Origin of the sequence: Pseudomonas sp. RA_105y_Pfl2_P56, from assembly GCF_963970845.1 — a bacterium.
Classification (GTDB): Bacteria; Pseudomonadota; Gammaproteobacteria; order Pseudomonadales; family Pseudomonadaceae; genus Aquipseudomonas; species Aquipseudomonas baetica_A.
In genome coordinates, this window is the sequence record NZ_CAXAPL010000024.1 from 75,321 (window position 1) to 99,983 (window position 24,663).

The following is a 24,663-nucleotide window of genomic DNA, read 5'->3' on the forward strand; positions in this document are numbered from 1 at the left end:
TGATGGGCACAAAAAAGAGTGGATCAGTAATCGCCACGTTTACGAAACGCCCAGCGCCCGGCGATCACGGTAAACGTCGCCACCAGCGCCACCAGAATCCAGAACCCCTCAGGATCTGTCGCCAGCGGCACACCCCCCACGTTCATGCCGAAGAAACCGGCAATGATGTTGATCGGCAACGCCAGTACCGTCACCACGGTCAAGGTGAACAGCGTGCGGTTGCTCTGTTCGTTGAGGTTGGCGGCGATCTCTTCCTGCAGCAACTTGATCCGCTCACCAAGGGCGGTGAGGTCGTTGATGATCAGCGCAAACTCCTCGGTGGACTTGCGCAACTCCTTCACGTCCTCCTTCTGCAACCACGGCGGCGGACGGTTGAGCAGGCGCAGTAAAGAGCCGGGTTCGAGCGCCAGTAATCGTTGCAAGCGCACCAGCACCCGGCGATTGGCGCCGAGTTCGGCGCGGTTGGTCGACAGCCGCGAGGAGAGCAATTGATCCTCGACCTGATCGACGCTCATGCTGGTCTTGCGCACGATCTGGGTCAGCACTTCGCCCTGATCGCGCAGCAGGTGTACAAGCAATTCCGAGGGCGAGCGAAAGCGTTCGCCGGCCTTCACCGACGAGCGCAGTTTGTCCACCGAGTGCAACGGTTGCAGGCGCGCGCTGACAATCAGTTTGCTGCGCACGCAGACCCACAGCGTCGACACATCCGACGACACCATGCTGCTGAGGTTGAACACCACGTCGTTGACCACCGCCAACAGCGCCGAGTCGACATGCTCGATGCGCGTCGAACGCGAGCCCTCATGCAACGCTTCGAAAAATTCTTCAGGCAATTGCAGATGGCTTTTCATCCAGCGCTCGCACGCGGCGTGAGCCAGATTGAGGTGCAGCCAGAGGAATTCATTGCTGTCGCTGTCACCTTGCAGGCAGCGCAATGCGGTGGCCGAATCGATTTCGCGACCACGCTCACCCGGCAGAAAACGGAAGCCGTAGAGCAAGCCAAACAAGTCCGGGTCGCGATGACTGATATCGAGGCTGTGGTTCATGGAGGCTCGCTGCGAGGAGGGCGGTTGGCGCAGGGGTTACAGGTTCACCTGGGGGGCATCATCGCAATGTCACATGACGTTTGCGTGACAAAAAAGTGACGTCAAATCAAAGCGCTACCGGCGGTCGGGAACCTCTCAAGAACGGCTTTGGCGCGCCGATCACGGGTACGTTAGGTTGCGCACCGTTGGCCACGCCACGGTTCGCCGACAGGGAAGTCCGGCCACTTTTTCACGCCTGAAACAGGCGTGCCTCATCCCTGCCATGAGTACCTGCAATGCTGCAAAAATCCCTGAGAGCGCAAATTCTCGCCCTGCTGAGCGGCAGCCTGCTAGCGATGCTGTTGATCGCACTGGCCTGCTTTCATTTCCTGTCCAACGGCGTGCAGAGCTACAGCCGATTGATCGCCGGTCCGTTGCACACCTCGCAACTGATCGACGAAGCCAACCTGCAATTCAAAGTGCAGGTGCAGGAATGGAAAAACGTCCTGCTGCGCGGCAAGCAACCGGCGGATCTGAGCAAGTACTGGGGGCAGTTCGAAGATCGTCAGCGCGATGTACAGAACATCCTCGGCGAACTGGCCAGCCAGAAGAGTATCGATCCCGGTTTGAAAACCCGTATCGAACGTCTGCGTGACGAGCATCGCCAACTCGGTGCCGCTTATCAGAAGGGCCGCGATGCCTATGTGGCCGCCGGTGGCGATCCGGTTGCCGGCGACAACGCCGTCAAAGGTGTCGACCGCGCCGCCAGCGAGCAAATGAGCGAACTGGTGGCCGAGTTGCGCAAACAGGGCACCGAGCAATCGGTATCGATCAGCGCCGAAGCCGATCGCACCGTCTGGCTTGGGCTGTTGGTGATGCTCGCGTCGGGCCTGTTGATCGGTGTGTTGAGCCTGTGGCTGGTCAACCGCAACCTGGTTGAGCCGATCCGCAAGCTGATTGATTACGTGACCCAGTTGAGTCGCGGCAAACTGGCCGAGCGTGTGGTCAGCGACCGTCAGGACGAGTTGGGCAACCTCGCGGCCGCCGCCAACACCCTGCGTGATTTCCTTGCTGAAACCTTCACTCGCCTGCAACGCAGCGCCAGCGATCTGGACAGCGCCAGCGGCGAATTGAACGCCATCGCCACCACCATGGCCGGCGGCACCAACGAGCAGTTCAACCGCACCGATCAAGTGGCCACGGCAATGAACGAAATGTCCGCCACCGCCCAGGAAGTCGCGCGTCACGCGGCTGACGCTGCGCGTGCTGCCGACGATGCCGACCAGTCTGCCCAACAGGGTGAAAAGGTCATGCAGAGCACCATCCACTCCATCACCCAGATGCGCAGCGAAATCACCAACACCGCCACGGTGATCCGTCGTCTCGAAGCCGACAGCGGCCGTATCGGCAAAGTGCTGGAAGTGATTCGCGGCATCGCCGAGCAAACCAACCTGCTGGCGCTGAACGCGGCAATCGAAGCGGCGCGGGCCGGTGAGGCAGGGCGCGGTTTTGCCGTAGTGGCTGACGAAGTGCGCAACCTTGCACAGCGCACGGCGGAGTCGATCATCGAGATCAACCAGATCATCCAGAACGTGCAGACCGGTGCTGTGGACGCCGCGCAAGCCATTGACAGCGGCCAGGCGCGCAGCGACGAAAGCGTTGAGCAAGTCACTCAGGCCGGCGCGATGCTGGAGCGCATCACCCACGCCGTCGAAGCGATCCGCGACATGAACCGTCAGATCGCCACGGCGGCCGAAGAGCAGACGTCGGTGGCCGAAGACATCTCGCGCAACCTGACCGAGATCACTTCGATTGCCAGCACCAACCTCGACAACGTGCAGCGCACCGAAAGCGCCAGCCAGAACCTGCACGGCCTGTCCGGGCAACTGAACGAAGTCACCGCACGCCTGAGTGCCTGACTCGTTGGCTGTGTACCGGATCGGATACCGAGACGGTACACAGTCAATCTCAATTGGCGGCGAGCATGATCGATGGCCGGTTATCTATAACCGGCATTGGAGCATTCCCATGGTCGGCCTCAGTTCTGTATCGATCAATCAAACCCTCGCCACGGCGACCCGCAAAACGTCGATCAGCGAAGTCAGTGAAGACACCTCCACCACGGCGTCGGCCAGCACCGCCTTCGTGAGCAAGCCCACTCCCAAAGGGTTTGCTGTCAGGCACAAAAAAGCCGCGCGATCCAGTGATCGAGCGGCTTGGTGTGCAAGGTGTATCAGCTATCCAGTTTGTTGCTCAGCACCTTGCCGGTGGTGGCATCAAAGTCCACGTCGTACTCTTTGCCGTCGGCAGTTTTGAGTTCGACTTCGTACTCATAACCGTTGAAGTGGTTATCCAGATCGGTGTCGGTGATGGTCGCCCCCGGGTGCAGTTTCAGCGCTTCCTGGTTCATGCTTTCCAGCGATTTGATCTTGCCGGATTTGACCAGTTCGGGGATCTGATCGACACGCACATCAGCCTGGGCCAGGCCTGCGCTGAGGGTCAGAGCGGCGGCGGCAAACAGGGCAGTCAACGTTTTCATCGGGTCATTCCTTGGGTTGTTTGTTGAAGTGGCCTCAGGTTAACCACCGCAACTTAATTCACCCTTAAAACACCGCATCGTCCGCAGAATGCTCTTGTGGGAGCGAACCGGCTCGCGATGCGGACACCCCGGTGGCCGATCAGAAGCCGTTGTTCTTCAACACCTGATCAACACTGGCCGCTGCCGGGCGTTTGTAGAACTTCAACAGTTCGCTGGCGCGGTTGGTGAAGATGCCATCGACGCCTGCGGCCATGACCTTCTCGAAGTCCACCGGCTCATCGGCGGTGTAGACGTGCACCAGCAAGCCTTGATCGTGGGTGTATTGGTTCATCCAAGGCTGCACCAGATCCGAGTAGCTCTGGTCGCCGCCATGGGTCAGCTTCGCCGAAGGGCCGGTACCGATGGCACCATGCGCCTTGGCGAAGTCGACCCACTGCTTGAACTCGGCATCGGACTTCGGTTCCTGTTTACCGTAAAACGCGTTTTTGTCCTTCTCGCCAGACTCGGCAAAAGTCACCTTGGATTTCGGCTCCATGCCGCCTTCGCCCACCCACAGCAGCAGGATTTTCGGCACTTGCGGCATTTCCTTTTGCAGCAGTTCGAGGCTGTTCTTCTCGAACGTTTGCAAGATCACCCGGCCTTTACCCTGACCGACGCTCGTTTCGCTCTTCGCCAGTTTCGAACCTGCCCGGCTCAACCAGCCGCGATCCTGCAGTTTCTCTTTCAGATCGTGTTCGATCCCGGGGAACAGTTGCGGCTCTTTGGTCTCGATATACAGACCAGGTTTGTGCGCTGGGTTGGCCTGGGCAATATTGATGATTTCATCGAGGGTCAGAATTTTCAGCCCCGCGTAAGACGGGCGTGCGCGATCCGGGTACGCCTTGTTGTACCAGCTACCGGCGTCGAGGGTTTTCAGCTCGGCCATGGTGAAGGCATTGGCCGGACTGTCTTTACGATCCGGGAATTTGGTCGCGACGTCGGTGGTGCGTTGCAGGTTGTTGTCGTGCAGGGCGAACAGCACGCCGTCCTTGCTGCGCTGCAAATCCATTTCCAGGTAGTCGGCACCCAGATCACGGGCCAGTTTGTAGGAAGCGGCGGTGGATTCCGGGGCGTCGAAGGACGCGCCACGGTGGGCAATCACCGCCGGATGTGGAATGCCATGAGCGGCGGCGACTGCAGCAGGATCAGTCTGGCTGGCGGCATGCGCCTGACCAAGGCCGAGCAGCAGGCTCAGCATGAGGGCGCTTTTGGTGAACGTGGCGGGCATGTTCGAGTTCCTTTCGCAGGGCAGTTTCAAAGACGTACCTTTTAACAACTGAATCGATTGCCCGCCATCGCCAGACCGACATAAACGTATTAAAAGCGATTTTTCCTGCACTTTTGTGGCGCCGTTTGCAGTACGCTTGCCCTCGGCAGACGCTCCGGCAGAGAGCGCGCCGTCCAATGCCCTGCGTGTAAACCATCGATCATTTTTCGTGAGGTTTATCATGCACATCACCTCCCAACTCATCTGCCAGGCCGCCGACGACCTCAAAGGCTTTGTTGGCCTGAACCGCAAAACCGGTCAGTACATCGTGCGTTTCAGCGAAGATTCGTTCGGCATGGACGTGGCCGACGACGGCATTATTCCCGCCAGTGAATTCGTCTGGGCACCCGCGTCGCCGCAGACCATGACGCTTAAACGCGAGTTGATTCAGTTGTTGCTGGATCAGAATGTCGATGACCGCCTCAACATCACCGAGCCGTTGCGCGTTTACATGCACAAGCGCGAAGTACCAGAGATTGTGGCGGTGCGCAGTCTGGTGCGGGGCTGAGGGTTTTTCGTGACGGTGAGTGCCTCTTCGCGAGCAAGTCCGCTCCCACACGGGCTCTGTGGCGCTCACCAATCACCTGCGGGAGCGGGCTTGCTCGCGAAGGCGGCCTAAAGCACGGCACAGCACCTACTGCCCAAACCGATACTCACGCTCAACCCTGCACACCCGCGTATGGAACGCCGAATACCAGATCGAGCGTCCTCGTTCCTGGATCACCCGATGCTCAGGATTTTGTCGCCACGCTAAAATCGCCGCCTCACTCTCCCAGTACGAAACCGTGATCCCGACACCATCCGGCCCGCGAATCGAATCAATTCCAAGAAACCCCGGCTGTGCGCCCACCAACGCCATCATGCGCTCGGACGCCTCGGCATAACCGTTGTCGCCCTCGGTGCGGGTTGAATTGAAAATCACCGCGAAACAATCTGTAGTCGGCTTCATCAACGTTGCTCCTTGCAAGCCTCGACAAACGCTCGCACCAACGGCGGCATCTGGCCCTTGAGCGCCGCACGTTCCGGTTGAAACAACGTTGCGACAAAAAAACGATGATCCTTGAGTTCGAATGCCCGCAAATCCCCCGCTGAATCATGCCCCACCGCCTGGAGCTGATGTTTGAGAAGGTCACTCGCGTAGTGTGGATTCACACCGTAGCGGCAGCGATAGCCTTCATGAATCTGCGACGTTTCGTACGCTTGGGCGATCAACGAACCGGGCAGCAGATGAATGCTGTCCACGGCGTCGATCAGCGAGCAGATCAGAGGCGTGAGCACGGCTCGCTCTGAATCGGGTGAGGTTTCGCCATGCTCAGCGTCGGCCCAGCCCAGCACATGGCGGGAAAATTCCAGCACGGCATGCTGAAAACCGCCGCAAGTGCCGAGGAAAGGGCGCTGCTGCTCGCGGGCAAAACGGATCGCCCGCAGTGCGCCAGCTTCACTTTTGTAAGGACTGGCCGGCACGCACCAGAAACCGTCGAAGCCTTCCAGTGGTGTATCGGCGTGGATGTGTTCGGTGGCCAACCAGTCCAATTGCACAGGGTGGCCGAGGTGTTCGGCGACCAGACCGAGTGCCACGGGGATGGCTTGATGGGCGGTGACTAGCGGGTCGTAATCGCCGATCAGGGCAATGCGGATGACGCGGCTTTCCATGGGGGTTCCCTGCGCTTGTTGATTGATGGCGCCCACTATAGATTGGCGTTCACGCACTCAATATTGGCGTTTACCCAAGTGATCAATGCACCGACGCACTATCGGCTCGACTATCCGGATCTGGCCCTGATCCTCGCTTTGGTGCGCGGCGGCTCTCTGGCCCGGGCCTCACAGCTGCTGAAGGTTGACGTGTCGACGGTGTTCCGCGCCGTGCGCCGTCTGGAGGCTGCCCTTGGCCGCGAATTGTTTGAAAAAAGCCGCACCGGCTATTTACCGACGACGCTTGCACAGACGCTGGCCGAGCAGGCCGAACGTGCCGAGCAAGCACTGGACGCCGCGCGGATCGGCGTGGAGCAGGGGGGCGAAGTGATCAGCGGCACGGTGCGCCTGACGTGTACCGACTCGGTGTTGCAAGGCTTGCTGCTGCCGGCGCTGGCGCAGTTCATGCCCAACTACCCGGCGCTGACCCTCGAATTGAGCACCTCCAACGATTTCGCCAACCTTAGCCGTCGTGACGCCGACATTGCCCTGCGCCTGACGCGCACACCGCCGCAACATCTGGTCGGACGGCAACTGGCGAAGATTTCCTACCGGGTCTGCGCCAGCGCGCGCTACTTGGACAGCGTCGATGCTTCGGATCTGACAGCGCTGACCTGGATCGCCCCGGATGACTTTCTGCCCGATCATCCGACGGTCGCCTGGCGTCGTCAGCACTTGCCCGGCGTGACCCCGGGCTATCGCTGCAACAGCATGCTGTCCGTCACCGAACTGGTGCGCGCCGGCCTTGGTGTCGCGGCGTTGCCGGACTTCTTGATCAGTGACGGTTTGCAGGCATTGAGCGAGCCGTTGCAGGGCTACGACACCGCCCTGTGGTTGCTGACCCGCCCGGATTGCCGGGCGTTGCGCTCGGTGGTCACACTGTTTGATGAGCTCGGGCGAGCCCTGCGTCTGTCCTGATCAACGTAGTGCGTTCTGACACACATGCGCGTGTAACTCTTTGGTCAGACCTTCGATGCGTTCGCTCAGGTCTCTGGTCATTTCGGTGAGGCGGGTGTTTTGTTCCAGCAGTTCAAGCAATTGCGCGGTGTTCTTCGCGGCCTGGGCCTGGCGCTCGGTGTTGGCTTGCGCCAGGGCTTCACGGTGCTGCGCGTCAGCGTCGGCTTGCGCCTTGTCGCGTGCAGCCTGACGGGTTTGCGCCAGCAGGATCAACGGCGCGGCATAAGCGGCCTGCAAGCTGAACGCCAGGTTCAGCAGGATGAACGGGTAGACGTCGAATTGCGTCACACCCCACACGTTGAGGCCGATCCACACCGCGACAATCAATGTTTGTGCGCCAAGGAACAGAGGCGTGCCGAAGAACCGCGCAAATGCCTCGGCCCGCAGCGCGAATTTGTCGTTGCCGAAGGTTGTGGCGAGGTGGGCGTGAGGGCGGTGGAAGCGTAGGTGGTCGGTGGCAGGTGTTTCAGCTTTTTCAGTGGTCATGATGCACTCGGCAGGGCTTGGGACGTTCAGTCACTATAGCGCTGCGTTTTGGCAGCCCGCGCGCGCACAAGTTAAGTCGTCGTACACCAATTGTGTGGTTGACTCAATCTCTGTGGGAGCGGGCTTGTCCGCGATGGCCGCGACTCGGTCTACCAGCGATGCACAGATATCAGCCTGGCGCGTGCTCGTTGGCAAACATGCTGACCGCCTGCACCGCTTCACTGGCGCCGTCGCGAATCTGCAAAATCACCGTGCCCGCCTGATTCGCCAGTTCAACGCCTTGCGCCGCGCGACCTCGGGTGCCGTCCATACTTTTGATCGCTTGCCGGGTCTCGTTCTGGATCAAGGTGATCATGCCGGAAATCTCCGCCGTCGAACCGCTGGTGCGCGCCGCCAGTTGTCGCACCTCGTCGGCCACTACCGCAAAACCGCGACCTTGCTCACCGGCGCGCGCCGCTTCGATCGCCGCGTTGAGCGCCAGCAAGTTGGTCTGATCGGCAATCGCACGGATGGTGTTGACGATGGCAGTGATCTGCTCCGAGCGTTCGCCCAGTTGCGCAATCAAGGTTGAAGACTGGGCAATGTCCTCGGCAATTTCGCGCATTTCGCTGGCGGCCTGCTGGATCACCTGTGTGCCTTGCTCGGCGACTTTTCGAGTCTCCACCGAGATGTGATAAGCCGCGCTGGCGCTGCGCGCGTCCTGTTCGTGCTGCACCACGCGGGCGGTAACGTCCGAGGCAAACTTCACCACTTTGCACAAGCGCCCGGCCGCGTCGTAGACCGGGTTGTAGTTGGCCTCAAGCCATACCGTTTGCCCACGTTTATCAATGCGTTCGAACTGTCCGTGGAAAAACTCGCCCTGGTTCAACCGACGCCAGAAATCCTCGTATGCACTGCTGTTGACCCGTTCCGGGGGACAGAACAAGCGGTGATGTTTACCTTTGAGTTCGGCGAGTGTGTAACCCATGCGTGTCAGAAAATTCTGATTGGCCGTAAGAATACTGCCGTCAAGGTTGAACTCGATGACCGCCATCGCCCGGTCGATGGCCTGCAACTTGGCGTTGGTCTCGCTTTCCTGCTGCATTTTGGTGGTCACGTCCATGGCGTACTTGACCACTTTCACCACACGTCCCGAAGCATCCTTGATCGGGTTGTAACTGGCCTCGAGCCAGATGGGCTCGCCCTTGCTGTCGACCCGTTCAAAGGTGCCTGACAGAAACTGGCCGTTCTTCAGTTGTGACCACATCTGTGTGTACTGAGCACTGCGGCCGAACTCCGGCGTGCAGAAACGTCGATGTGGCTGGCCGATAGCCTGCTCGGGCGTGTAACCCATGGTCTTGAGAAAGTTGTCGTTGGCACGCAACACCACGCCCTCAAGGTCGAATTCGATCACCGCCATCGAGCGATTGATCGCATCGAGCAGGCCGGCTTGCTCGGTGAGGGTTTGCTGGAGATCGTCGATGACGGACTTCTGGCGATTGAAAAACATGCTCGCAGTACTCTGGAAATAGGTTGGGTCAAGGATTCAGTCCTTATTCCCGCGCTGGCAGGCCGAATGCGCGGGCGGCATTCGGCGTTGGCGGCTCAATGCCAGCATTCCATGACTGACAGCTCGCTACTTATACAAAACTTCATAAACTTGTACAAGAAAGTAATTTTTATACAATCTTGTATAAGTTTTTAAGGGGCAATGTGGCAAGCTTTCAAGCAAGTGAAGGCGACGCTGATGGCGCTGTGAAGCTTTAATTTAAAGGCGTTTAGCGCTTTTTTGGATCCGTTTTTAGTTGCGGGCGACCTTGTACAAGTTTTTAGGCCGCGTCAAACCGATACTCAGGCTCACTCAACAGCGCAGGATGGGTGACGAGAGATGAGTCAGCGTTGATAACGGGCCAGAAACATTTCCAGTGCCGATTCGGCGACGGTGTTCTGCATGTCGGCATCGAGAGCAGCGCGGCCCATCGACATTTGTGGCCAGAAGCCAAAGGCTTTGAGCAGCCCCTGCACCTGGTGCGTGGCGAACTCCGGGTCAACCGGTTTCAGTCGGCCATCGGCCTGCGCGGCACGAATCCACACAGTCAGACTTCCCTCGTGTTCACCCATGCGCTCGACCATGTTTTGCGCGCGCTCCGGGGAATGAACGGTCGCGGCAATTGCCACCCGCGCCAACGTGAGGAAGTTCTCGTCCGCCATCATCTGCACCTTGGCCTGCAATATTTGCCGCAACTGATCGCTCAACGGCTGATCGGGGCGATAAATGACCGACGGCTCGTCGCTGATTCGTGCCCATAACTGGTTGAGAATTTCGGCGAAAAGCGCTTCTTTGCTGGGGAAATGGTTGTACACCGTGCGCTTGGACACACCTGCGGTGGCGGCGATCTTGTCCATGCTGGTGATCTCGAAACCGTTGGCGCGGAATTCGGCAATCGCCGCTTGAATAATGGCTTCGCGTTTACGGTCGGTGAGGCGCTGTGGAGCAGTCATAGATACGCTTCGGCAAGGAGGAGATGAAATTACACTTGGCAGTTTACTTGCCATGCGCTTTCATGCAACCTAGAAACTACACCGATCAGTGTAATGTTGCGTTAATCCACGCAGCCTAAAAACCAGACAGTTCGGCCTAGGCGTGCAGCTTGGCCATTTATCGTCCCACCGTGGAAAACCGCGAATGACGCGGTTTTCTGGAGTCATTCAGTCATGGCCAATCCAGATTCGCTCCCGGATAAAAATTCCACGCCTGACGCCTCTCGACAGGATCAGGGGCTGTTTCGCAATCATGCGCCGGTGCAGCGCGAAGGTTTTCGTAAAACGCTGCGGATTATATGGAACATGATCTTCCACAAACCGCACAACACCCGTCCCGCCGCTGCCATTCCGGTACAGCCGCTGACCCGTGAAGACCTGCTGGCCGCACCAAACCAAAGTATTTATCGCCTCGGTCACTCGACCTTGCTGCTCAAGATGCAGGATAAATTCTGGATCACTGACCCGGTCTTCGCCGAGCGCGCATCGCCGGTGCAATGGGCTGGCCCGAAACGTTTTCACCAGCCACCGATCAGCATCAGCGAATTACCGCCGATTGAAGCGGTGATTCTGTCCCACAACCACTACGATCACCTCGATTACGAGGCGGTACTCAGGCTGGCCGCCAAAACCAACCTGTTCCTGACCCCGTTGGGCGTCGGCGATACCCTGATCAAGTGGGGCATTGATGCCAACAAAGTTCGTCAGTTCGACTGGTGGCAAGGCACCGAAATCGCCGGCATCCGCTTCATCGCCACGCCGTCGCAGCACTTCTCCGGCCGTGGCCTGTTCGACGGCAACAGCACGCTGTGGGCGTCATGGGTGATGATCGACGCCGACACGCGGATCTTCTTCAGCGGCGACAGCGGTTACTTCGACGGCTTCAAGCGCATCGGCGAACAGTACGGCCCGTTCGACCTGACCCTGATGGAAACCGGTGCTTACAACGTCGAATGGCCACATGTACACATGCAGCCGGAACAAACCCTGCAAGCGCACATCGACCTCAAGGGTCGCTGGCTGTTTCCCATCCACAACGGCACGTTCGATTTGGCGATGCATGCCTGGCATGAACCGTTCGACCGCATCCTGTCACTGGCCTGGGAACGCAGTATTTCGATCACCACCCCGCAAATGGGCGAGGCGTTTAACATCGCTCAGCCGCAGCGTGGGAATGCGTGGTGGTTGGGGGTTGAGGAGGAGCGTGAGGCCATGGTCCAGAATGCGTGATAGGCGCTCGTGTTAAGCGAACACCACTTCAATACGTCCCTCTTTCCGTGAACGGGGGGCCGATTTCACTACGATCTGTACGTCTCGTCCCAAGTGTGAAAGGCATTCCATCATTTTCGCTTCACTGATACCGCGGAATTTTCCTCGCAGCATCTCTGAAAGTTTGGGTTGTGAAAGCCCCAGAATCTCCGAAGCCTGAATTTGGGTGAGATGGCGCGCCTTGATGATCTCGCCGATTTTTGCTGCGAGCTGCGACTTAACCTGCATTTCACTGGCATTGGGCAACTCCAGATCTTGATAGACGTTCCCGCTGCTTTCTTCAATTTCTATCATTTTCTGATCCTTTCGCATGATCCTGAGCGGCTCGAAGTCTATTTCTGATCAGGTCGATGTCGGACCGGGCGGTTTTAACTCCGCTTGTCGACTTCTTCTGAAAACAGTGCAAAACGTAAATGGCACTGCCGAAACGAACTGTGTAAATGGCGCGGTAAGTGTTGGTGTCGTAGTCTTCGATCAACTCTAGGACACCCGCACCTCCGAAACCTTTCAGGGGTTTTGCATCTGGGTACTTCAAGCCACTTTGGGCTAAATCCAGTGCATGACCAAAAACGTCCTGTACCTCAGTGGGCATCTGCTTGAGATCTTTTTTACTACTGCAGACCCACAAGAGCGGCTTCCTTGCACTCATGCGGAATATACCTATATGGGGATAAAAATCAACGTGTACTTTTAATCAGCCATCGCATAACCCCCACGCCCCGCCGATTCCACAGCCATCCCCGCCAAACTCGCACTGCACCCCGGCGCAAACCCGGGGAAGAACACCAACCCCTGCGCCTCAAACCGATACGCCAGCGCCAGGCGCGCCGCATCGGCGAGCTCTTGCTGCGCCTCGAACCGTTGAATGTCGGCTACCGAAACTTCAGCTTCCAGCGACAACTGCTCCACGCTCCAGCCCAGCATCGCTCGGGCCTGGACGCAGTGAGTCGGGGTGAACTGGAAAAGGGCAATGCGTTCGAGGATATGGTTCATCGCAAGAGAGGCCATGGTGTGCTCCGGGCTCAAGAGTGCTGATTGAAAATACACTGTGTTTTTGTACAGTTGTTTTTGGCCGGGATCAAACGCAATTTTTGATTTGCCTCAATTAGCCGCCTCCAACCAGACGGACGGTGCCTGACCGAGAATGCGCCGGAACATCGTCGAGAACGCTGCCGGGCTCTGGTAGCCAAAATCCAGGGCAATCCGCGTGACCGCTTCACCCGACGCCAGCCGCGCCAATGCCTGTATCACGCAGGCTTGTTGTCGCCATTGACTGAAGCTCAACCCGGTCTGTTGCCGAAACATTCTGTTGAAGGTACGCAAGCTTATGTGTAACTGGTCCGCCCATTCCTTTGGTGATTGATGGGCGTACGGTTGATGCAGAAAGTTCTGACACAGCGCGAGCAGTTTTCCCTCAGTCGGCAAGGGAATGTGTAAGGGCAATGGCGCACTGCGCACCAGTTCATGCAGTAACAGATCGATCAACGCGCCGTCGCGGCCGCTCAGGTCATAGGTCAGCGGCACGTCGACCGCCTCCATCAGCAAATGCCGCATCAGCGGCGACACACTGACCACCTGACAGCGGCCACCCAAGTCCACCGCGCCCGGTTCGATGTACAAACTGCGCGTGCTCACGCCGAGCATCAACACCTCGTGCGCCACCCCCGGCGCAATCCACACCGCGCGCTGCGGCGGCACCACCCAGTTACCGTCATGGGTGCTGACCTGCATCACCCCGGTCGCGCCGTACAACAATTGCGCGCGCCGATGCGTATGAAACGGCAACAGATGACCGTGGGAATAATCCGTACCGATCGCCACCACCGGGCGCGGCGTGTCATCCAGCAGATTGATCGAAACATTGCGCATTGAGGGATCTCAACCATTGGCGTAAACGCAAACATTATTGGCCGGCTTGCTGAGGCAGGCCAAGACCTGCCGCTCTATCGTCGACCGCTCCTCACCAACGGACGACGCCTCCATGCTCTATCTCTTATTGACCCTATTCGGCTGCCTGACCGGCATCACCGCCGTGCTCTTCGGCTTCGGCGGCGGCTTCGTGGTCGTGCCGCTGCTCTATCGCCTGCTCACCGCCAGCCACGGCGCCGATGACCCCGTCGGCCAATCGGCCATGCACATCGCCGTCGCCACCTCGACCTGCGTGATGATCGTCAACGCCCTGATCGCCACCGACAAACACCGCCGCGCCGGCAACCTGATCCGTCATTATCTGTGGCCGCTGGGAGGGTTTATCGGGGTTGGCGCGGTTATGGGGGCGATTGCGGCAGTGTGGGTCAGTGGCGAAATCATCCGCTATGCCTTCATCGCCTACCTCGGCGTGACCATCATCGACTGCCTGCTCAGACGCGGCTTTCTCACCCGCAACGAAGGCGTCATCCCCCGCCGACTCGGCATTACAGAAATATCCGGCGGCGGTGTAGGCATCGGCGCCATCGCCACGTTCCTCGGTGTAGGAGGCAGCGTCATGACCGTGCCGCTCCTGCGTCGCTGCGGACTGAGCATGTCCCAGGCAACGTCCATGGCCAATCCGTTGAGTGTGCCGGTGGCAATGGCTGGGACGCTGACCTACATGGCGCTGGCCGGGGTCAGCGAGACGGATCTGGGACCATGGTTTATCGGTTACGTAGACCTGCTGGCGTTTGCGGTGCTGACGGTTGGTTCGTTGATAGGGATTAGACTGGCCACGCCGTGGATCGGACGGATTCCGGATCGGGTGCATGCGTGGGTCTATATTGGATTGCTGATTGTCGTGCTGCTGGCTATCTCGATAAAGTGAGCCTTACAGACCGATGAGCAATTGTGAGATATCGGCTCAGAGCGGTGAGAGCGCATTTCAGGCACCGCTCGCCAGCCCTGCAACACTGAATGGGCAGAAGAAATCAAACATGACGACAGAGCATCATTTCCCGTATTTAGCAGAGAACCAGGATGTTGATTTTCAATTGCACCGAGGCTGCCAGTAAGTTTTTCAGCCGGATTCAAAAGGGTAAAACGCTATCGCCCATTGATCCGAAGCCGCCGTCTTCGATCATCGAAGATGACCCGTTGACCGGTGCCGACGAGCAATGGTTGGTACACGCGATAACCGTGCAACGTAAGCATGTGCTGATCGCCATCCACGTTAAAACCCGTTATTGCATGATCTTTGCCGACGCGAAGAAGGCTGACGCCGAAGGGTTTGTGGCGCGATTTGTCGAGCGTTGGGCCAGCGGGTTGTTGATGCATGCGTTGAAGCACGATCTCCAACAGTGGCTCGATCCCGACTTGATATTGGCGCGGATGACGCAGACCTGTGAGCAGCAAACGTTCTATCGGCGCAGCCACCGCAGTGCGCAAAAGCACATTGATGAAATTGCCTGGATCTTCCAGAGCAAAGCCGCTCAAATCGGTTGTTTACCGCCTGATGAAGACACCGCCAGGGTGTTTGACGAGCAGATGAATGACACGCCCAGAAACAGCAAGGGCGTGAAGACGTATTACTTCCCGGATGAGGAAATGACGCTCCACTGGCTGCGTCATTATTGTTTTCTGGATGACGTTCAACTGCATGCAGCCAAAGCACGCCGCAAGCAAATAATCCTGGAGAACGCGGCCATCAAGCGCGAAGCCTGGTTGCAAGAATACGAGCGACAACACTCGAATACTTAGAGTGCACTCGCCATAATCCGCCCCGAACTTACCCGCGCCGGCACTCATCTTCCGGCGCTGTCTCTGCCTCTCTCAAGGATCGATCAATGCTCAAGGGACTGTTGCGTCCGGCAACCTGCGCCGCTGCGCTGTTCACGCTGATTTCCACCGCCCATGCCGACGACGGTCGGCATGTATTTACCGGCACGCTGGGCAAAACGCCCATCGTCGTTGAGTTGAACACGGAACAGCCGGACGAAGTGAGCGGCCGTTATTTCTACGAGAAGTATCACCGCGACCTGGCCCTCAGCGGTTGGCTGCAAGACGGCACGTTGAACCTCGTTGAAGGCGACAACCGCTACGGCGAAGACAAGCCGCTGCCGACCTTGAAGCTGGAAGAAACCGCCAATGGCTGGCAGGGCGAATGGCAAAGTCCGCAGGGCAAAAAACTGCCGGTGAAACTGGCCGAGGCCAGACTGCCTGCGCCGACCTCAACCACTTTGCCCTTCATTGCCTCGCTACCCAAAAGCTCGCCCTACGAGTATTTGCGCCTACAGGGCCTCAAGCTCAAACCCGTGAAGAAAGAAAATTTCATGGGCTATGACCTGCAATGGTGGACGGAGCCTGAGTCGAAAATTTCGCTGTTCAGTGTTGAATCGGGCCTGCCCAAAGATGACCTGCAACGGGTCAATCAGCAGTTGCTCGGGCGCCTCTGGAGTGAAGTCATCAGTTACCACTACTGCCAGTTGCAGGGTGGGGACAACGTCGAATTCATGCAGCAGGCCGAACCGAAGCTGATTTCGCCCGCGCTCATCAGCCTGAATATTTCAACCAGCTACTACTGCGGGGGCGCGCATCCTGACTTCGGTGATTCGCCGCTCAATATTGATGTGAGCAGCGGGCATTCGCTGTCGCTGGAAGATGTGTTGTGGGTGGGCGAGGGCAAGCCATTGCTGCACGCCGATCGCGACAGCTTGGGCGATCAGCCATTGAGCTCCGCGCAAAGCAGTGCGCACTCAACCTATCAACGTGAAGTGCTCGCGCCGTGGCTGGTCAAACAACTCACCGCGCTGTATCCCGATGAAATGAAGAAGCCGGCAGAGGAGGATGAAAACAGCTGCGACTATACGGACGAAAGTATCTGGGGTTATCCATCCTGGCACTTCACCGCCAAAGGCGTGTACCTGGGCGCCTACTTTGCGCGCGTCGCACGCGCCTGTGATGCGCCCGAGTGGCCAGTGCTGCCGTACTCACTGATCAAACAACACCCCGGCGCCGTCAAACTGCAACTGCCCCAAGGCTAACCGTCACGCCAGACCCGGCGCTTCACGAATGATGAAGTGATCCAGGTTCTCGATATTGGCATTGAAGACCTCGAAAGGCTTTTCGGGGTTCTTCTTGCCCGGCACCTGCTTCAACTCCGGCGTCACGCCATAGAAGAAACAGAACAATGCCTTGTCACTGTCGACCGCCTGCTTGATCTCTTCCAGAAACGCCTTGCGCTTGCGGTAGTTGTCGATCAGCTTCTTGTTCAGATAAACGCTGACTGTGTAAGGCTTCTTCTTGCTGTCCTCAGGCTTCTTCCACCAGACCCTGTCCTCGAAATCGATACGAAAACTGGCGCCGTCGTGGAAGTCCTCGATCTTCTTGATCCGGCCCCAGTAAATCAGCCCCTTGTTGTCCATCAAGAACTTGATCGGCTTGAAGAATGAACTGTACGGCGCCGTGTGTTCGCCGATCTTCAACGGCATGCGCTTGAGCAAATCCTTGTCGGCGAAGTTCGACACAAAACACTCCACCGGATGCGCAAACACACTGGTCTTGTCCGGCGCCGACTCACGACTCGCTGACTCTTTACCACCCACCGCCGCCACCCGCACCGGATCATCACGCAACACATCCGCCGCCACCGCCGGCGCGGCAGGCTTGCGCACATACTCACGCCGCGTCAGCAACAACTCTGATGGAAAATGCTCCTCCCGCCCGTCATCAGTCTCGCCGTCCGCCGTCTCAATACCAGACGCCGACGCCTTCAAGCTCACATATGGACAACCCGCCACATGCTGCGTAGTGGGCAGATTCTTGAAATGCGGCGTGCGCACGTAATTCACATTCTTGGCGTTGAACGTGCCCAACGCGTTGGAAGCCTCGAACGCCGAACGACAGGCATCGTTGGGGCACTGGAAGTGTTCCTTCGCAGAGTCAAACGCCACCGTTTCATCGAAATTGAGATCGCGAACGTCATAGATCGACAACTTGTCGTCGAGGCCGAGGCAGTAGGCGAGATCGAATTTCATGGTGGGGCTCGGATCCTTGAGTGGGGGAGGGGTATTAATAGCGGGAGGTGGCGCGGGTTGCACTGACTCTTTTCAGGATGATGCAAAACCTGTAGGAGCCAGCCTGCTGGCGATTGGTGGGATCAACTCAATCGTTGATCCCGACAGCAACCTCGCATGACGGTGTAGGCGACTAAATTTTTAGTTTCCGTAGCTAGCGAGTTGGTAATCGTATTGAGGATCGTAGAAAGATTTTCCGGTTAGCGTTTCCAGTTGTGCTAGCTGCTGAAAATCAAGATCGTATCCGTAGAGTTCGTCTTCTGCGTCGTTCCATTTCATGATGACTCGCAGCTGCTCGATAGCCTCTGCCGAGATAGGCACTTCGAAAATCAGAGCTTCGGTGGATCGATCAAACGCATAAATTACGTGAGTCATGGTTCTATCCTTCTCTTTGGAGAGGCCGGTTTGTTCTGCTCACCGGTGTCAGAACCATCGTTTACACATTGCAGCTGAGCTGAAATTTATAAGCAGGGTTATAGATTTCTTTCCCCAGTAGTTTTTCCAGGGCTCCAAGCTGTTCGTGCGAGAGATCGTATCCCTCCCATCCTTGCTGTTCCACCGTCCATTCCATGATGGTTTTTATCGCCTGATCTGATCCACTTGGGAGTTCCTCTTCAAAAGCCAGGAAACCGCTTTCTTTATCAAATGCCTCGATTAGATAGATCATGGTTCTACTGTCCTCGTGCCGTCCGCTGGTTTGGTTTGCGCGCCAGTTGCTGGGTCATACTCACCGAGATGGCGACCTCGTTTGTCATACATCTCGACAGTACCGTGTTGTGAGTCCCACTCAAAAATCAGTCCCTTTCTGGTTTTCCATCGCTTTCTAAGCCCGCCGCCTCCTTTAACGGAAGTCTTACGATCTGCCTTGATCGCATCCTGGAACGCTGCAAGTCCGGGCGGTGCCGGATGATATTTGTGATCAGAAACACTCACCACAATATAAACCGGCCTTACCCCCGAACTCTCTGGAAACACCAGAATGAAATCCCTGTACTCCGGTGGGTAAACAGGATTCACAAGGATGTCGTTCGCCGCTTTCGTTGGCGGGTAAACCCAGATGTGCGGGGCCTGCGGAGCGGCTTCCAGAGCAGGAATGCCGAGGATGTCGGAGCCGTCAACGGCGGGTGTCCAGATCAGCTCGACGCCTTCACCCAGATTGGCGACGTACTGGCTGTCGCGGGGTTCCAGTTTTACGACATCGACCATTTCCCAATCGCGATTCTTGCCGGTGTAGAAGGCATAACCTTTGAGATTGCCATCGGTTTGTTGCTCGATGCGCAGGCGAACACGGGTGCGGGCCTGCTTGAGGGCGCGCAATTGTTCCTCGGTGTAGAGAGCGCTGTCACCCAGGCTGGGCGTCCAGAGCAAAGCGACCATGCCGGTCATGAGTGCGGCACCAGTAGCGCCAATGGCGGCTCCAAGACCTATTGCTGGCGTGACGAGTGTCGGGCTGCGAAGGGCAAGGCGCCCAAGGCCGAGTGAAACGGTATTGCCGCTGATGGTTTGCAGATTCCGCAGCCCGGCATCATCGGCCTCACGGGTACCGAGTAAAGCGAATTCGCCGTAATCCCTCAGGCTGTCGGTCGGTACCATCCCGGAGGGATTCGAGTAATCAATGATCGCGTCCGGCAGCTTGCAAGACTTCGCAAACACGCATCCGGCACGAACCGCGTCGTCTTTTTTGGCAGGGACCTGCCGGCTGCGCTCAAACGCCTCCTGCCGGGCCAGCATGGCCTCATAAGCGTTCTGCCTGGCTTCGCGCTCGGCCAGTTCGGTCGCGTTCATGAACCGGTAGGTGACGTGATGCCCGTCGCCTGAAGGTGGGTTCCTGACCCGGGGAATATCCTTTTTGCCAGCCACTGATCATCCTTTCGTTCATTTAACGGTCGCACCGGAAAGAAGCCGGGCGACGTTAATGAAGGTGATGCATTGAGGCTGTAGGACGGGTCTTGGATTGGGTTGGGAATTGTCGTTGTTTGATTTGGAGGTCAGTGCAGAGCCTTTAGGACGTTGGGATTCCTCGGCACAAGTTTGATCCTCTATTCAGGCCTCAACCGCTCGACTTTCTTATAAAACTCAGCGGTGAACTCTTTTTTATCGCTGGAATGGTGGCAACGACGATGGCAGTTCGGGCACAGCGCAACCGTGTTGCATATGCGGTCGGTTCCGCCATCAATAAGGTGCTTAACATGATGGACTTCAAGAAAGGGGCGGCCGTTTGCACTAACGAATGGTGCGGTTTGGCCACAACCTTCACAAATGCCTTGGGAGTGCTTGAGTACCCATTTCTTTACGCTCTGGGCGCGGGCAAGCCTCACGACTGTGGAAGTCGTTTCTTTAGGGTTTAGAACGCCCACTGGCGCTTCATTTTGTTGAGGTGCAGTGATCTCGACCAACTGAAGCGGAGTAAATGTAGTGGCCCGCTGTTCACCTTTTCGTAATGCGTGGATGCCCTTCTTCGCGAGGAATTCCTTGATCCGTTTACTAACGCCAGAACCAAGGTTCTTTGCCGAAACGTAGCCAGTAATTCGCTGCTGCCCCAATTGCTCCATCACCGCAGAGATGTTCTGCATGCGGTACTCGACGGAGGAGGCACTGCGTTTGCTCAGTGGGCCTTCACGCAACAGACGGTTTTCGTCTGCCTTTTTGAATGGCTGCTTTTGCTGCTCAAGAGCAAACATCTTCAGATAAGCGTCTACCGAAGCCTCTAGCTCCTCATCGCTCCAGCCAGTCTTTCCTTTCGAGGTATCCATACAGTCGCCGAGGGTTGAAAACCCTCGGACGATACTGAGTGGCCATTACTGCTGTCTACGAAAATTCCTACAAAAAATAGCGACGGATCTCGCATGTGATCCTACAAACGTATCGCTTACCCCATCGAATGCTTCGACGGCTGAAACGCGTGAGCGAGCCTCCGCCACCAAGGCTTCGTCGCGGTAGCTTTTCGCGGTGTCTGATCGCTCAACAGATAGGGCATGTCTCGCAGCCGAATCCAACCTTCGTTCTGCCAATGCAGCAGACTCAACGACATCTCCGGCCAATCCAACAAACTCAACATCGGCCGATCTGAATGTCCCAAGTGTTCCGCATCACGCAGGGCTGGCACCACCTGATGAGTCAACCACTCGCGCAACAATCGATTGCCCGGAACGTAGTGATACACCAATAACGCGTAAACACCGGATTCGCTGAGCATCAGCTGCTTTTCGGGTTGCCGGAAATACTCAATCCAAAAAACGCGACGCTGATCCTTGTCTAGTTTGTTGACCATGCGTTCGCTCAGATGGACACCCATCAAACGGCCGATATCGCGGGCGCAGAACCATGGTTGGTTTTCGAGTAGAAGGGCATGAAGAGCGAGATTGTGGCGAGAGAAGACGGTTACAGAAAAAGGATCGGGCATATCCATGACCTCTACGTTTAGATTTTGGAGAGCCTGGCCCCAACGTAGAGTGGACTTAAGAAATCCCAACGAGCAGGCAATCACCACCGACGACTTGTGCGTCTGTGGGTTGACCATGCTTCTACGTTGGGCGTTTCTTAGGCACCTGCGATTGAGCTTAGAGGTGCTTGTGGAGGGTATCAATGCGGAAGCGACTGTAACTGTTGTAGGACATTTAACGCTGCGGTGTAGGGATGGAAACGGATTACCCATCGCCCATAAAAAAGCCCCGATCAGATCGGGGCTTTTACTTTCTCGACTCGTCGACTCAGGCAGCAATCGTCAAATCGTACCAAGCGAGACTATTAGTCCCAGCTAAGCGCACCACCAGTTTGGTATTCGATCACACGAGTCTCAAAGAAATTCTTCTCTTTCTTCAAGTCCATAATCTCGCTCATCCAAGGGAACGGGTTAGTCGTCCCTGGATACTCTTCCTTCAAACCGATCTGCGACAAACGACGGTTAGCGATGAACTTCAGGTAGTCCTCCATCATCGCCGCGTTCATGCCCAGTACGCCGCGAGGCATGGTGTCGCGTGCGTATTCGATCTCCAGTTGCGTACCCTGCAGGATCATCTGGGTCGCTTCTTCCTTCATTTCGGCATCCCACAGGTGTGGGTTTTCGATTTTGATCTGGTTGATCACGTCGATGCCGAAGTTCAGGTGCATGGATTCGTCGCGCAGGATGTATTGGAACTGCTCGGCGACGCCGGTCATTTTGTTGCGGCGGCCCATGGAGAGGATCTGGGTGAAGCCGCAGTAGAAGAAGATGCCTTCCAGCACGCAGTAGTAGGCGATCAGGTTGCGCAGCAGTTCTTTGTCGGTGTCCGGGGTGCCGGTTTCGAACTTCGGATCAGAGATCGAACGGGTGTATTTCAGGCCCCAGGCTGCTTTTTTCGCGACCGATGGGATCTCGTGGTACATGTTGAAGATCTCGCCTTCATCCATGGCCAGCGATTCGATGCAGTACTGGTAGGCGTGGGTGTGGATCGCTTCTTCGAAGGCCTGGCGCAGGATGTACTGGCGGCATTCCGGGTTGGTGATCAGACGGTACACGGCCAGGACCAGGTTGTTGGCAACCAGAGAGTCGGCGGTGGAGAAGAAGCCGAGGTTGCGCATCACGATGCGGCGCTCGTCGTCGGTCAGGCCTTCCGGGTTTTTCCAGAGGGCGATGTCGGCGGTCATGTTGACTTCTTGCGGCATCCAGTGGTTTGCGCAACCGTCCAGGTACTTCTGCCAGGCCCAGTCGTACTTGAATGGCACGAGTTGGTTGAGGTCGGCGCGGCAGTTGATCATGCGCTTTTCGTCAACGGCGACACGGGCGGAGGCGCCTTCGAGTTCGGCGAGGCCTTCGGCGACGTCGAGGGAGTTCAGTGCAGCCTTGGCGCGGGCCACGGCGGCCGAGTCGTCGGCGGTGACGGCGCGGGCTTCGAGCGCGGCGGCGCCGCCGGCGTTGTCGAGGCGGTCCATGTTGGCTTCAGTAGCGTGGCCGGCGTTGGCGCCTTTCACTGCTGCTACTTCACTGTCTTCTTTGTCGAATTCGTCCCAGCTCAGCATGACGTGTCGTCTCCTGCGTGAGGGCCTGTCGCCCCGTGTGAAACCTGATGGTTTGGTTTTTCACACGGTCGTACAGACCGCGTTGGATCTTAAGGAATCGTTTTTTGCAGCAGCTAAGGCAGGCAATAAAACAGAATTTTGTTCGGGGTTCCGAGAGCCTCTGACGGGCGCAGCTCGCGTTGAACGCTGCTGCGGGGCTTCAGATGGGCTGTTCATCCCTGTAAGGGAATATTGCTGTCCCGATTAGGGCGGCATTATAGGGAAAAAAAACGGGCCGTGCTGAGGCGAATCCGCGCATGGAGCGGTCGGGGAGGGTGGTTTTTCAGTGAGAGCGTGGGTTTACAGGGCTTTGCCAGGGATAGATTTTTTTTCGAAGAAATTTCGTAAATGTGGAATTGCTCAAAAAACGAACAAAAAACCGTGTTTTTCACTACATCTAGTGTTTTGCAAGCATTTTTGACGACTCCAGACACAACTGAGCCCGACCGAAGTCGGGCTGGAATCGACCCTCAATGAAGCGCTGAGAGATCCGATTCGGTGCAGTCTCAATCGTCAATTGGTGCAGCCATTGCCCATGATGCTGTAACGCAGGATGTGGCGCTGACCTTTGGAGTCGTCGTATTCCATTTTGGCCGGAACCACTTCGCAGACATTGGGCACTTCGCTCATGGAGACAACTTTGGCGATGTCCAGGTGAGTCGAGTAGGTGTATTCCTCGACGGCCGGTTGTTGCTGGGCGACATCAGTCGGGGCCTCGTCTGCCATGGCGGTTGCGCACAGACAGCTGATGGCCAGAACCCATAAAGCTTTCATTCGGATTTACCTTTTTGAGGTCGAGTGGGGTCACGCAACCTTTATGGGGTTGCGTGTGTAACTTCATCGTTTGCAGTTATTACTTGAGAGCTGGATTAACGGCCTTCGTGGGGGCTGTATCGTTGTTAATCGCTTTGCCTTGTCGGCGAGGTGAATTCTAGGGAGGTGAGGTGGGGGTAAACAGAGCGGGTTTTGATAAACACCTTTGGCAGATTTGGTAACAATCGGTCGATATCGAGTTCTCGCCAAGCAATTTGCCTGAAAGAGCGAGTTGTCTGAATCGCTTGCAGGCAAGCTCCCACGGGAGGGGTGAGTGTTTGGGAGAGGGGCGTCAGGCTTGCGGTCGGGGTAACTGGATGTTTTGTAGGGGCTTGTTACTACCATCGTCGAATGGTTCTATGGGGCCGGCCCGGATACAACTGGGTCATACAAAAACAACTATTACACCGAGGTAGGAAAGATGAGTGCGGCTTCTCTGTATCCCGTTCGTCCCGAGGTTCTGGCTAACACGCTGACTGACGAGGCGACCTACAAAGCCATGTACCAGCAGTCGGTCGTCAACCCTGACGGCTTCTGGCGCGAGCAAGCCCAGCGTCTTGACTGGATCAAGCCTTTCACCACGGTGAAACAGACTTCGTTCGACGATCACCATGTCGACATCAAGTGGTTCGCCGATGGCACCCTGAACGTTTCCTATAACTGCCTCGACCGTCATCTGGCCGAGCGCGGCGATCAAGTGGCGATCATCTGGGAGGGCGACGATCCTTCCGAAAGCCGCAACATCACTTACCGCGAACTGCACGAACAAGTGTGCAAACTCGCCAACGCCCTGCGTGGTCAGGACGTACACCGCGGCGACGTGGTGACTATCTATATGCCAATGATTCCCGAAGCCGTGGTCGCCATGCTGGCCTGCACCCGGATCGGCGCGATTCACTCGGTGGTGTTCGGTGGTTTCTCGCCGGAAGCCCTGGCCGGTCGCATCATCGACTGCAAATCCAAAGTGGTGATCACCGCTGACGAAGGCATTCGTGCCGGCAAGAAGATCCCGCTCAAGTCCAACGTCGACGACGC

At 57.2% G+C, this 24,663-nt stretch carries 28 protein-coding genes; 8 read left to right on the forward strand and 20 right to left on the reverse strand.

The window, feature by feature from the left end:
* Positions 1 to 23: 23 nt before the first annotated feature.
* Positions 24 to 1,046: a transporter gene (locus AACY11_RS17445; protein ID WP_339495410.1), complete on the reverse strand. Its 1,023-nt coding sequence runs from the start codon at positions 1,044 to 1,046 to the stop codon at positions 24 to 26.
* Between the two features lie 275 nt (positions 1,047 to 1,321).
* On the opposite strand from AACY11_RS17445, the gene AACY11_RS17450 reads away from it, so the two are divergent.
* Positions 1,322 to 2,944: a methyl-accepting chemotaxis protein gene (locus tag AACY11_RS17450; protein WP_339430914.1), complete on the forward strand. Its 1,623-nt coding sequence runs from the start codon at positions 1,322 to 1,324 to the stop codon at positions 2,942 to 2,944.
* 314 nt (positions 2,945 to 3,258) lie between these two features.
* On the opposite strand, the gene AACY11_RS17455 is transcribed toward AACY11_RS17450, so the two are convergent.
* Entirely contained in the window at positions 3,259 to 3,564 is a 306-nt protein-coding gene (locus tag AACY11_RS17455; RefSeq protein ID WP_339430913.1) for a PepSY domain-containing protein, read from the reverse strand.
* Between the two features lie 139 nt (positions 3,565 to 3,703).
* Positions 3,704 to 4,831, reverse strand: a complete 1,128-nt coding sequence (locus tag AACY11_RS17460) for a glycerophosphodiester phosphodiesterase (RefSeq protein ID WP_339464039.1) — start codon at positions 4,829 to 4,831, stop codon at positions 3,704 to 3,706.
* Positions 4,832 to 5,051: 220 nt separating this feature from the next.
* Between AACY11_RS17460 and AACY11_RS17465 the strand changes: the two genes are divergently transcribed.
* Positions 5,052 to 5,378 carry a DUF2025 family protein gene (locus AACY11_RS17465; protein ID WP_339430911.1) on the forward strand — a complete coding sequence of 109 codons (327 nt, stop codon included), beginning with the start codon at positions 5,052 to 5,054 and terminating at the stop codon, positions 5,376 to 5,378.
* Positions 5,379 to 5,504: 126 nt separating this feature from the next.
* On the opposite strand, the gene AACY11_RS17470 is transcribed toward AACY11_RS17465, so the two are convergent.
* On the reverse strand, positions 5,505 to 5,819 hold the full coding sequence (locus AACY11_RS17470) for an antibiotic biosynthesis monooxygenase family protein (protein ID WP_339430910.1): 315 nt from the start codon (positions 5,817 to 5,819) through the stop codon (positions 5,505 to 5,507).
* A complete protein-coding gene (locus AACY11_RS17475; RefSeq protein ID WP_339495411.1) occupies positions 5,819 to 6,523 on the reverse strand; it encodes a CTP synthase C-terminal region-related (seleno)protein in 705 nt (234 codons plus the stop codon). The genes AACY11_RS17470 and AACY11_RS17475 overlap by 1 nt, the downstream gene beginning before the upstream one ends.
* Before the next feature lie 15 nt (positions 6,524 to 6,538).
* Between AACY11_RS17475 and AACY11_RS17480 the strand changes: the two genes are divergently transcribed.
* Positions 6,539 to 7,480 (forward strand): LysR family transcriptional regulator, encoded by a 942-nt coding sequence (locus tag AACY11_RS17480; RefSeq protein WP_339495412.1) that lies wholly within the window; start codon positions 6,539 to 6,541, stop codon positions 7,478 to 7,480.
* On the opposite strand, the gene AACY11_RS17485 is transcribed toward AACY11_RS17480, so the two are convergent.
* From AACY11_RS17485 to AACY11_RS17495, 3 genes are all read right to left on the reverse strand, one after another.
* A complete protein-coding gene (locus AACY11_RS17485) occupies positions 7,481 to 8,005 on the reverse strand; it encodes a DUF1003 domain-containing protein (protein ID WP_339430907.1) in 525 nt (174 codons plus the stop codon).
* 169 nt (positions 8,006 to 8,174) lie between these two features.
* Entirely contained in the window at positions 8,175 to 9,494 is a 1,320-nt protein-coding gene (locus AACY11_RS17490) for a methyl-accepting chemotaxis protein (RefSeq protein ID WP_339430906.1), read from the reverse strand.
* Between the two features lie 383 nt (positions 9,495 to 9,877).
* A complete protein-coding gene (locus tag AACY11_RS17495) occupies positions 9,878 to 10,486 on the reverse strand; it encodes a TetR/AcrR family transcriptional regulator (protein WP_339464041.1) in 609 nt (202 codons plus the stop codon).
* A gap of 213 nt (positions 10,487 to 10,699) precedes the next feature.
* Between AACY11_RS17495 and AACY11_RS17500 the strand changes: the two genes are divergently transcribed.
* Entirely contained in the window at positions 10,700 to 11,755 is a 1,056-nt protein-coding gene (locus AACY11_RS17500; RefSeq protein ID WP_339495413.1) for an MBL fold metallo-hydrolase, read from the forward strand.
* Positions 11,756 to 11,767: 12 nt separating this feature from the next.
* On the opposite strand, the gene AACY11_RS17505 is transcribed toward AACY11_RS17500, so the two are convergent.
* The 4 genes from AACY11_RS17505 to AACY11_RS17520 form a co-directional block, all read right to left on the reverse strand.
* Positions 11,768 to 12,088: a helix-turn-helix domain-containing protein gene (locus tag AACY11_RS17505; RefSeq protein WP_339430903.1), complete on the reverse strand. Its 321-nt coding sequence runs from the start codon at positions 12,086 to 12,088 to the stop codon at positions 11,768 to 11,770.
* Positions 12,075 to 12,443 (reverse strand): type II toxin-antitoxin system RelE/ParE family toxin, encoded by a 369-nt coding sequence (locus tag AACY11_RS17510; protein ID WP_339464043.1) that lies wholly within the window; start codon positions 12,441 to 12,443, stop codon positions 12,075 to 12,077. The genes AACY11_RS17505 and AACY11_RS17510 overlap by 14 nt, the downstream gene beginning before the upstream one ends.
* Positions 12,444 to 12,484: 41 nt before the next feature.
* Positions 12,485 to 12,802 (reverse strand): XRE family transcriptional regulator, encoded by a 318-nt coding sequence (locus AACY11_RS17515; protein WP_339495414.1) that lies wholly within the window; start codon positions 12,800 to 12,802, stop codon positions 12,485 to 12,487.
* A 93-nt stretch (positions 12,803 to 12,895) separates the two neighbouring features.
* Entirely contained in the window at positions 12,896 to 13,663 is a 768-nt protein-coding gene (locus tag AACY11_RS17520) for an AraC family transcriptional regulator (RefSeq protein ID WP_339495415.1), read from the reverse strand.
* 112 nt (positions 13,664 to 13,775) lie between these two features.
* Between AACY11_RS17520 and AACY11_RS17525 the strand changes: the two genes are divergently transcribed.
* The 3 genes from AACY11_RS17525 to AACY11_RS17535 all read left to right on the forward strand — a co-directional run bounded on the left by AACY11_RS17525 (position 13,776) and on the right by AACY11_RS17535 (position 16,746).
* On the forward strand, positions 13,776 to 14,591 hold the full coding sequence (locus AACY11_RS17525) for a sulfite exporter TauE/SafE family protein (protein ID WP_339495416.1): 816 nt from the start codon (positions 13,776 to 13,778) through the stop codon (positions 14,589 to 14,591).
* A 152-nt stretch (positions 14,592 to 14,743) separates the two neighbouring features.
* Positions 14,744 to 15,463 carry a DUF6933 domain-containing protein gene (locus AACY11_RS17530; RefSeq protein ID WP_339430898.1) on the forward strand — a complete coding sequence of 240 codons (720 nt, stop codon included), beginning with the start codon at positions 14,744 to 14,746 and terminating at the stop codon, positions 15,461 to 15,463.
* 86 nt (positions 15,464 to 15,549) lie between these two features.
* Positions 15,550 to 16,746, forward strand: a complete 1,197-nt coding sequence (locus AACY11_RS17535; protein WP_339495417.1) for a hypothetical protein — start codon at positions 15,550 to 15,552, stop codon at positions 16,744 to 16,746.
* 3 nt (positions 16,747 to 16,749) lie between these two features.
* On the opposite strand, the gene AACY11_RS17540 is transcribed toward AACY11_RS17535, so the two are convergent.
* The 8 genes from AACY11_RS17540 to AACY11_RS17575 all read right to left on the reverse strand — a co-directional run bounded on the left by AACY11_RS17540 (position 16,750) and on the right by AACY11_RS17575 (position 23,589).
* Positions 16,750 to 17,739, reverse strand: a complete 990-nt coding sequence (locus AACY11_RS17540) for a hypothetical protein (RefSeq protein ID WP_339495418.1) — start codon at positions 17,737 to 17,739, stop codon at positions 16,750 to 16,752.
* A gap of 180 nt (positions 17,740 to 17,919) precedes the next feature.
* Positions 17,920 to 18,153: a DUF7683 domain-containing protein gene (locus tag AACY11_RS17545; protein WP_310868378.1), complete on the reverse strand. Its 234-nt coding sequence runs from the start codon at positions 18,151 to 18,153 to the stop codon at positions 17,920 to 17,922.
* Between the two features lie 61 nt (positions 18,154 to 18,214).
* Entirely contained in the window at positions 18,215 to 18,445 is a 231-nt protein-coding gene (locus AACY11_RS17550; protein ID WP_100847617.1) for a DUF7683 domain-containing protein, read from the reverse strand.
* Positions 18,442 to 19,638, reverse strand: coding sequence for a colicin E3/pyocin S6 family cytotoxin (locus tag AACY11_RS17555; protein ID WP_339495419.1), 1,197 nt, complete (start codon positions 19,636 to 19,638; stop codon positions 18,442 to 18,444). The genes AACY11_RS17550 and AACY11_RS17555 overlap by 4 nt, the downstream gene beginning before the upstream one ends.
* A 179-nt stretch (positions 19,639 to 19,817) precedes the next feature.
* Complete coding sequence (locus AACY11_RS17560) at positions 19,818 to 20,531, reverse strand: HNH endonuclease (protein ID WP_339495420.1); 714 nt, start codon at positions 20,529 to 20,531, stop codon at positions 19,818 to 19,820.
* Between the two features lie 116 nt (positions 20,532 to 20,647).
* A complete protein-coding gene (locus tag AACY11_RS17565; RefSeq protein ID WP_339495422.1) occupies positions 20,648 to 21,181 on the reverse strand; it encodes a BRO-N domain-containing protein in 534 nt (177 codons plus the stop codon).
* 344 nt (positions 21,182 to 21,525) lie between these two features.
* The gene (locus AACY11_RS17570; RefSeq protein ID WP_047599662.1) at positions 21,526 to 22,776 is read right to left on the reverse strand and encodes a ribonucleotide-diphosphate reductase subunit beta; all 1,251 of its coding nucleotides are present in this window, start codon (positions 22,774 to 22,776) and stop codon (positions 21,526 to 21,528) included.
* 552 nt (positions 22,777 to 23,328) lie between these two features.
* Positions 23,329 to 23,589, reverse strand: a complete 261-nt coding sequence (locus AACY11_RS17575; RefSeq protein ID WP_339430886.1) for a DUF2790 domain-containing protein — start codon at positions 23,587 to 23,589, stop codon at positions 23,329 to 23,331.
* A gap of 460 nt (positions 23,590 to 24,049) precedes the next feature.
* Here AACY11_RS17575 and AACY11_RS17580 point away from each other — a divergent pair.
* Positions 24,050 to 24,663 (forward strand): AMP-binding protein (locus AACY11_RS17580; protein WP_339495421.1); only part of this gene is annotated, 614 nt, incomplete at its 3' end.

Bases quoted from the DNA above. Each gene is read 5' to 3' on its own strand.
- AACY11_RS17475 (WP_339495411.1), bottom strand. From the start codon at position 6,523: ATGGAAAGCCGCGTCATCCGCATTGCCCTGATCGGCGATTACGACCCG.
- AACY11_RS17545 (WP_310868378.1), bottom strand. From the start codon at position 18,153: ATGACTCACGTAATTTATGCGTTTGATCGATCCACCGAAGCTCTGATT.
- AACY11_RS17515 (WP_339495414.1), bottom strand. From the start codon at position 12,802: ATGGCCTCTCTTGCGATGAACCATATCCTCGAACGCATTGCCCTTTTC.
- AACY11_RS17530 (WP_339430898.1), top strand. From the start codon at position 14,744: ATGTTGATTTTCAATTGCACCGAGGCTGCCAGTAAGTTTTTCAGCCGG.
- AACY11_RS17560 (WP_339495420.1), bottom strand. From the start codon at position 20,531: ATGGATACCTCGAAAGGAAAGACTGGCTGGAGCGATGAGGAGCTAGAG.
- AACY11_RS17490 (WP_339430906.1), bottom strand. From the start codon at position 9,494: ATGTTTTTCAATCGCCAGAAGTCCGTCATCGACGATCTCCAGCAAACC.
- AACY11_RS17505 (WP_339430903.1), bottom strand. From the start codon at position 12,088: ATGATAGAAATTGAAGAAAGCAGCGGGAACGTCTATCAAGATCTGGAG.
- AACY11_RS17455 (WP_339430913.1), bottom strand. From the start codon at position 3,564: ATGAAAACGTTGACTGCCCTGTTTGCCGCCGCCGCTCTGACCCTCAGC.
- AACY11_RS17495 (WP_339464041.1), bottom strand. From the start codon at position 10,486: ATGACTGCTCCACAGCGCCTCACCGACCGTAAACGCGAAGCCATTATT.
- AACY11_RS17445 (WP_339495410.1), bottom strand. From the start codon at position 1,046: ATGAACCACAGCCTCGATATCAGTCATCGCGACCCGGACTTGTTTGGC.
- AACY11_RS17470 (WP_339430910.1), bottom strand. From the start codon at position 5,819: ATGAAGCCGACTACAGATTGTTTCGCGGTGATTTTCAATTCAACCCGC.
- AACY11_RS17485 (WP_339430907.1), bottom strand. From the start codon at position 8,005: ATGACCACTGAAAAAGCTGAAACACCTGCCACCGACCACCTACGCTTC.
- AACY11_RS17460 (WP_339464039.1), bottom strand. From the start codon at position 4,831: ATGCCCGCCACGTTCACCAAAAGCGCCCTCATGCTGAGCCTGCTGCTC.
- AACY11_RS17535 (WP_339495417.1), top strand. From the start codon at position 15,550: ATGCTCAAGGGACTGTTGCGTCCGGCAACCTGCGCCGCTGCGCTGTTC.
- AACY11_RS17570 (WP_047599662.1), bottom strand. From the start codon at position 22,776: ATGCTGAGCTGGGACGAATTCGACAAAGAAGACAGTGAAGTAGCAGCA.
- AACY11_RS17520 (WP_339495415.1), bottom strand. From the start codon at position 13,663: ATGCGCAATGTTTCGATCAATCTGCTGGATGACACGCCGCGCCCGGTG.
- AACY11_RS17550 (WP_100847617.1), bottom strand. From the start codon at position 18,445: ATGATCTATCTAATCGAGGCATTTGATAAAGAAAGCGGTTTCCTGGCT.
- AACY11_RS17540 (WP_339495418.1), bottom strand. From the start codon at position 17,739: ATGAAATTCGATCTCGCCTACTGCCTCGGCCTCGACGACAAGTTGTCG.
- AACY11_RS17450 (WP_339430914.1), top strand. From the start codon at position 1,322: ATGCTGCAAAAATCCCTGAGAGCGCAAATTCTCGCCCTGCTGAGCGGC.
- AACY11_RS17465 (WP_339430911.1), top strand. From the start codon at position 5,052: ATGCACATCACCTCCCAACTCATCTGCCAGGCCGCCGACGACCTCAAA.
- AACY11_RS17565 (WP_339495422.1), bottom strand. From the start codon at position 21,181: ATGCCCGATCCTTTTTCTGTAACCGTCTTCTCTCGCCACAATCTCGCT.
- AACY11_RS17510 (WP_339464043.1), bottom strand. From the start codon at position 12,443: ATGAGTGCAAGGAAGCCGCTCTTGTGGGTCTGCAGTAGTAAAAAAGAT.
- AACY11_RS17575 (WP_339430886.1), bottom strand. From the start codon at position 23,589: ATGAAAGCTTTATGGGTTCTGGCCATCAGCTGTCTGTGCGCAACCGCC.
- AACY11_RS17500 (WP_339495413.1), top strand. From the start codon at position 10,700: ATGGCCAATCCAGATTCGCTCCCGGATAAAAATTCCACGCCTGACGCC.
- AACY11_RS17525 (WP_339495416.1), top strand. From the start codon at position 13,776: ATGCTCTATCTCTTATTGACCCTATTCGGCTGCCTGACCGGCATCACC.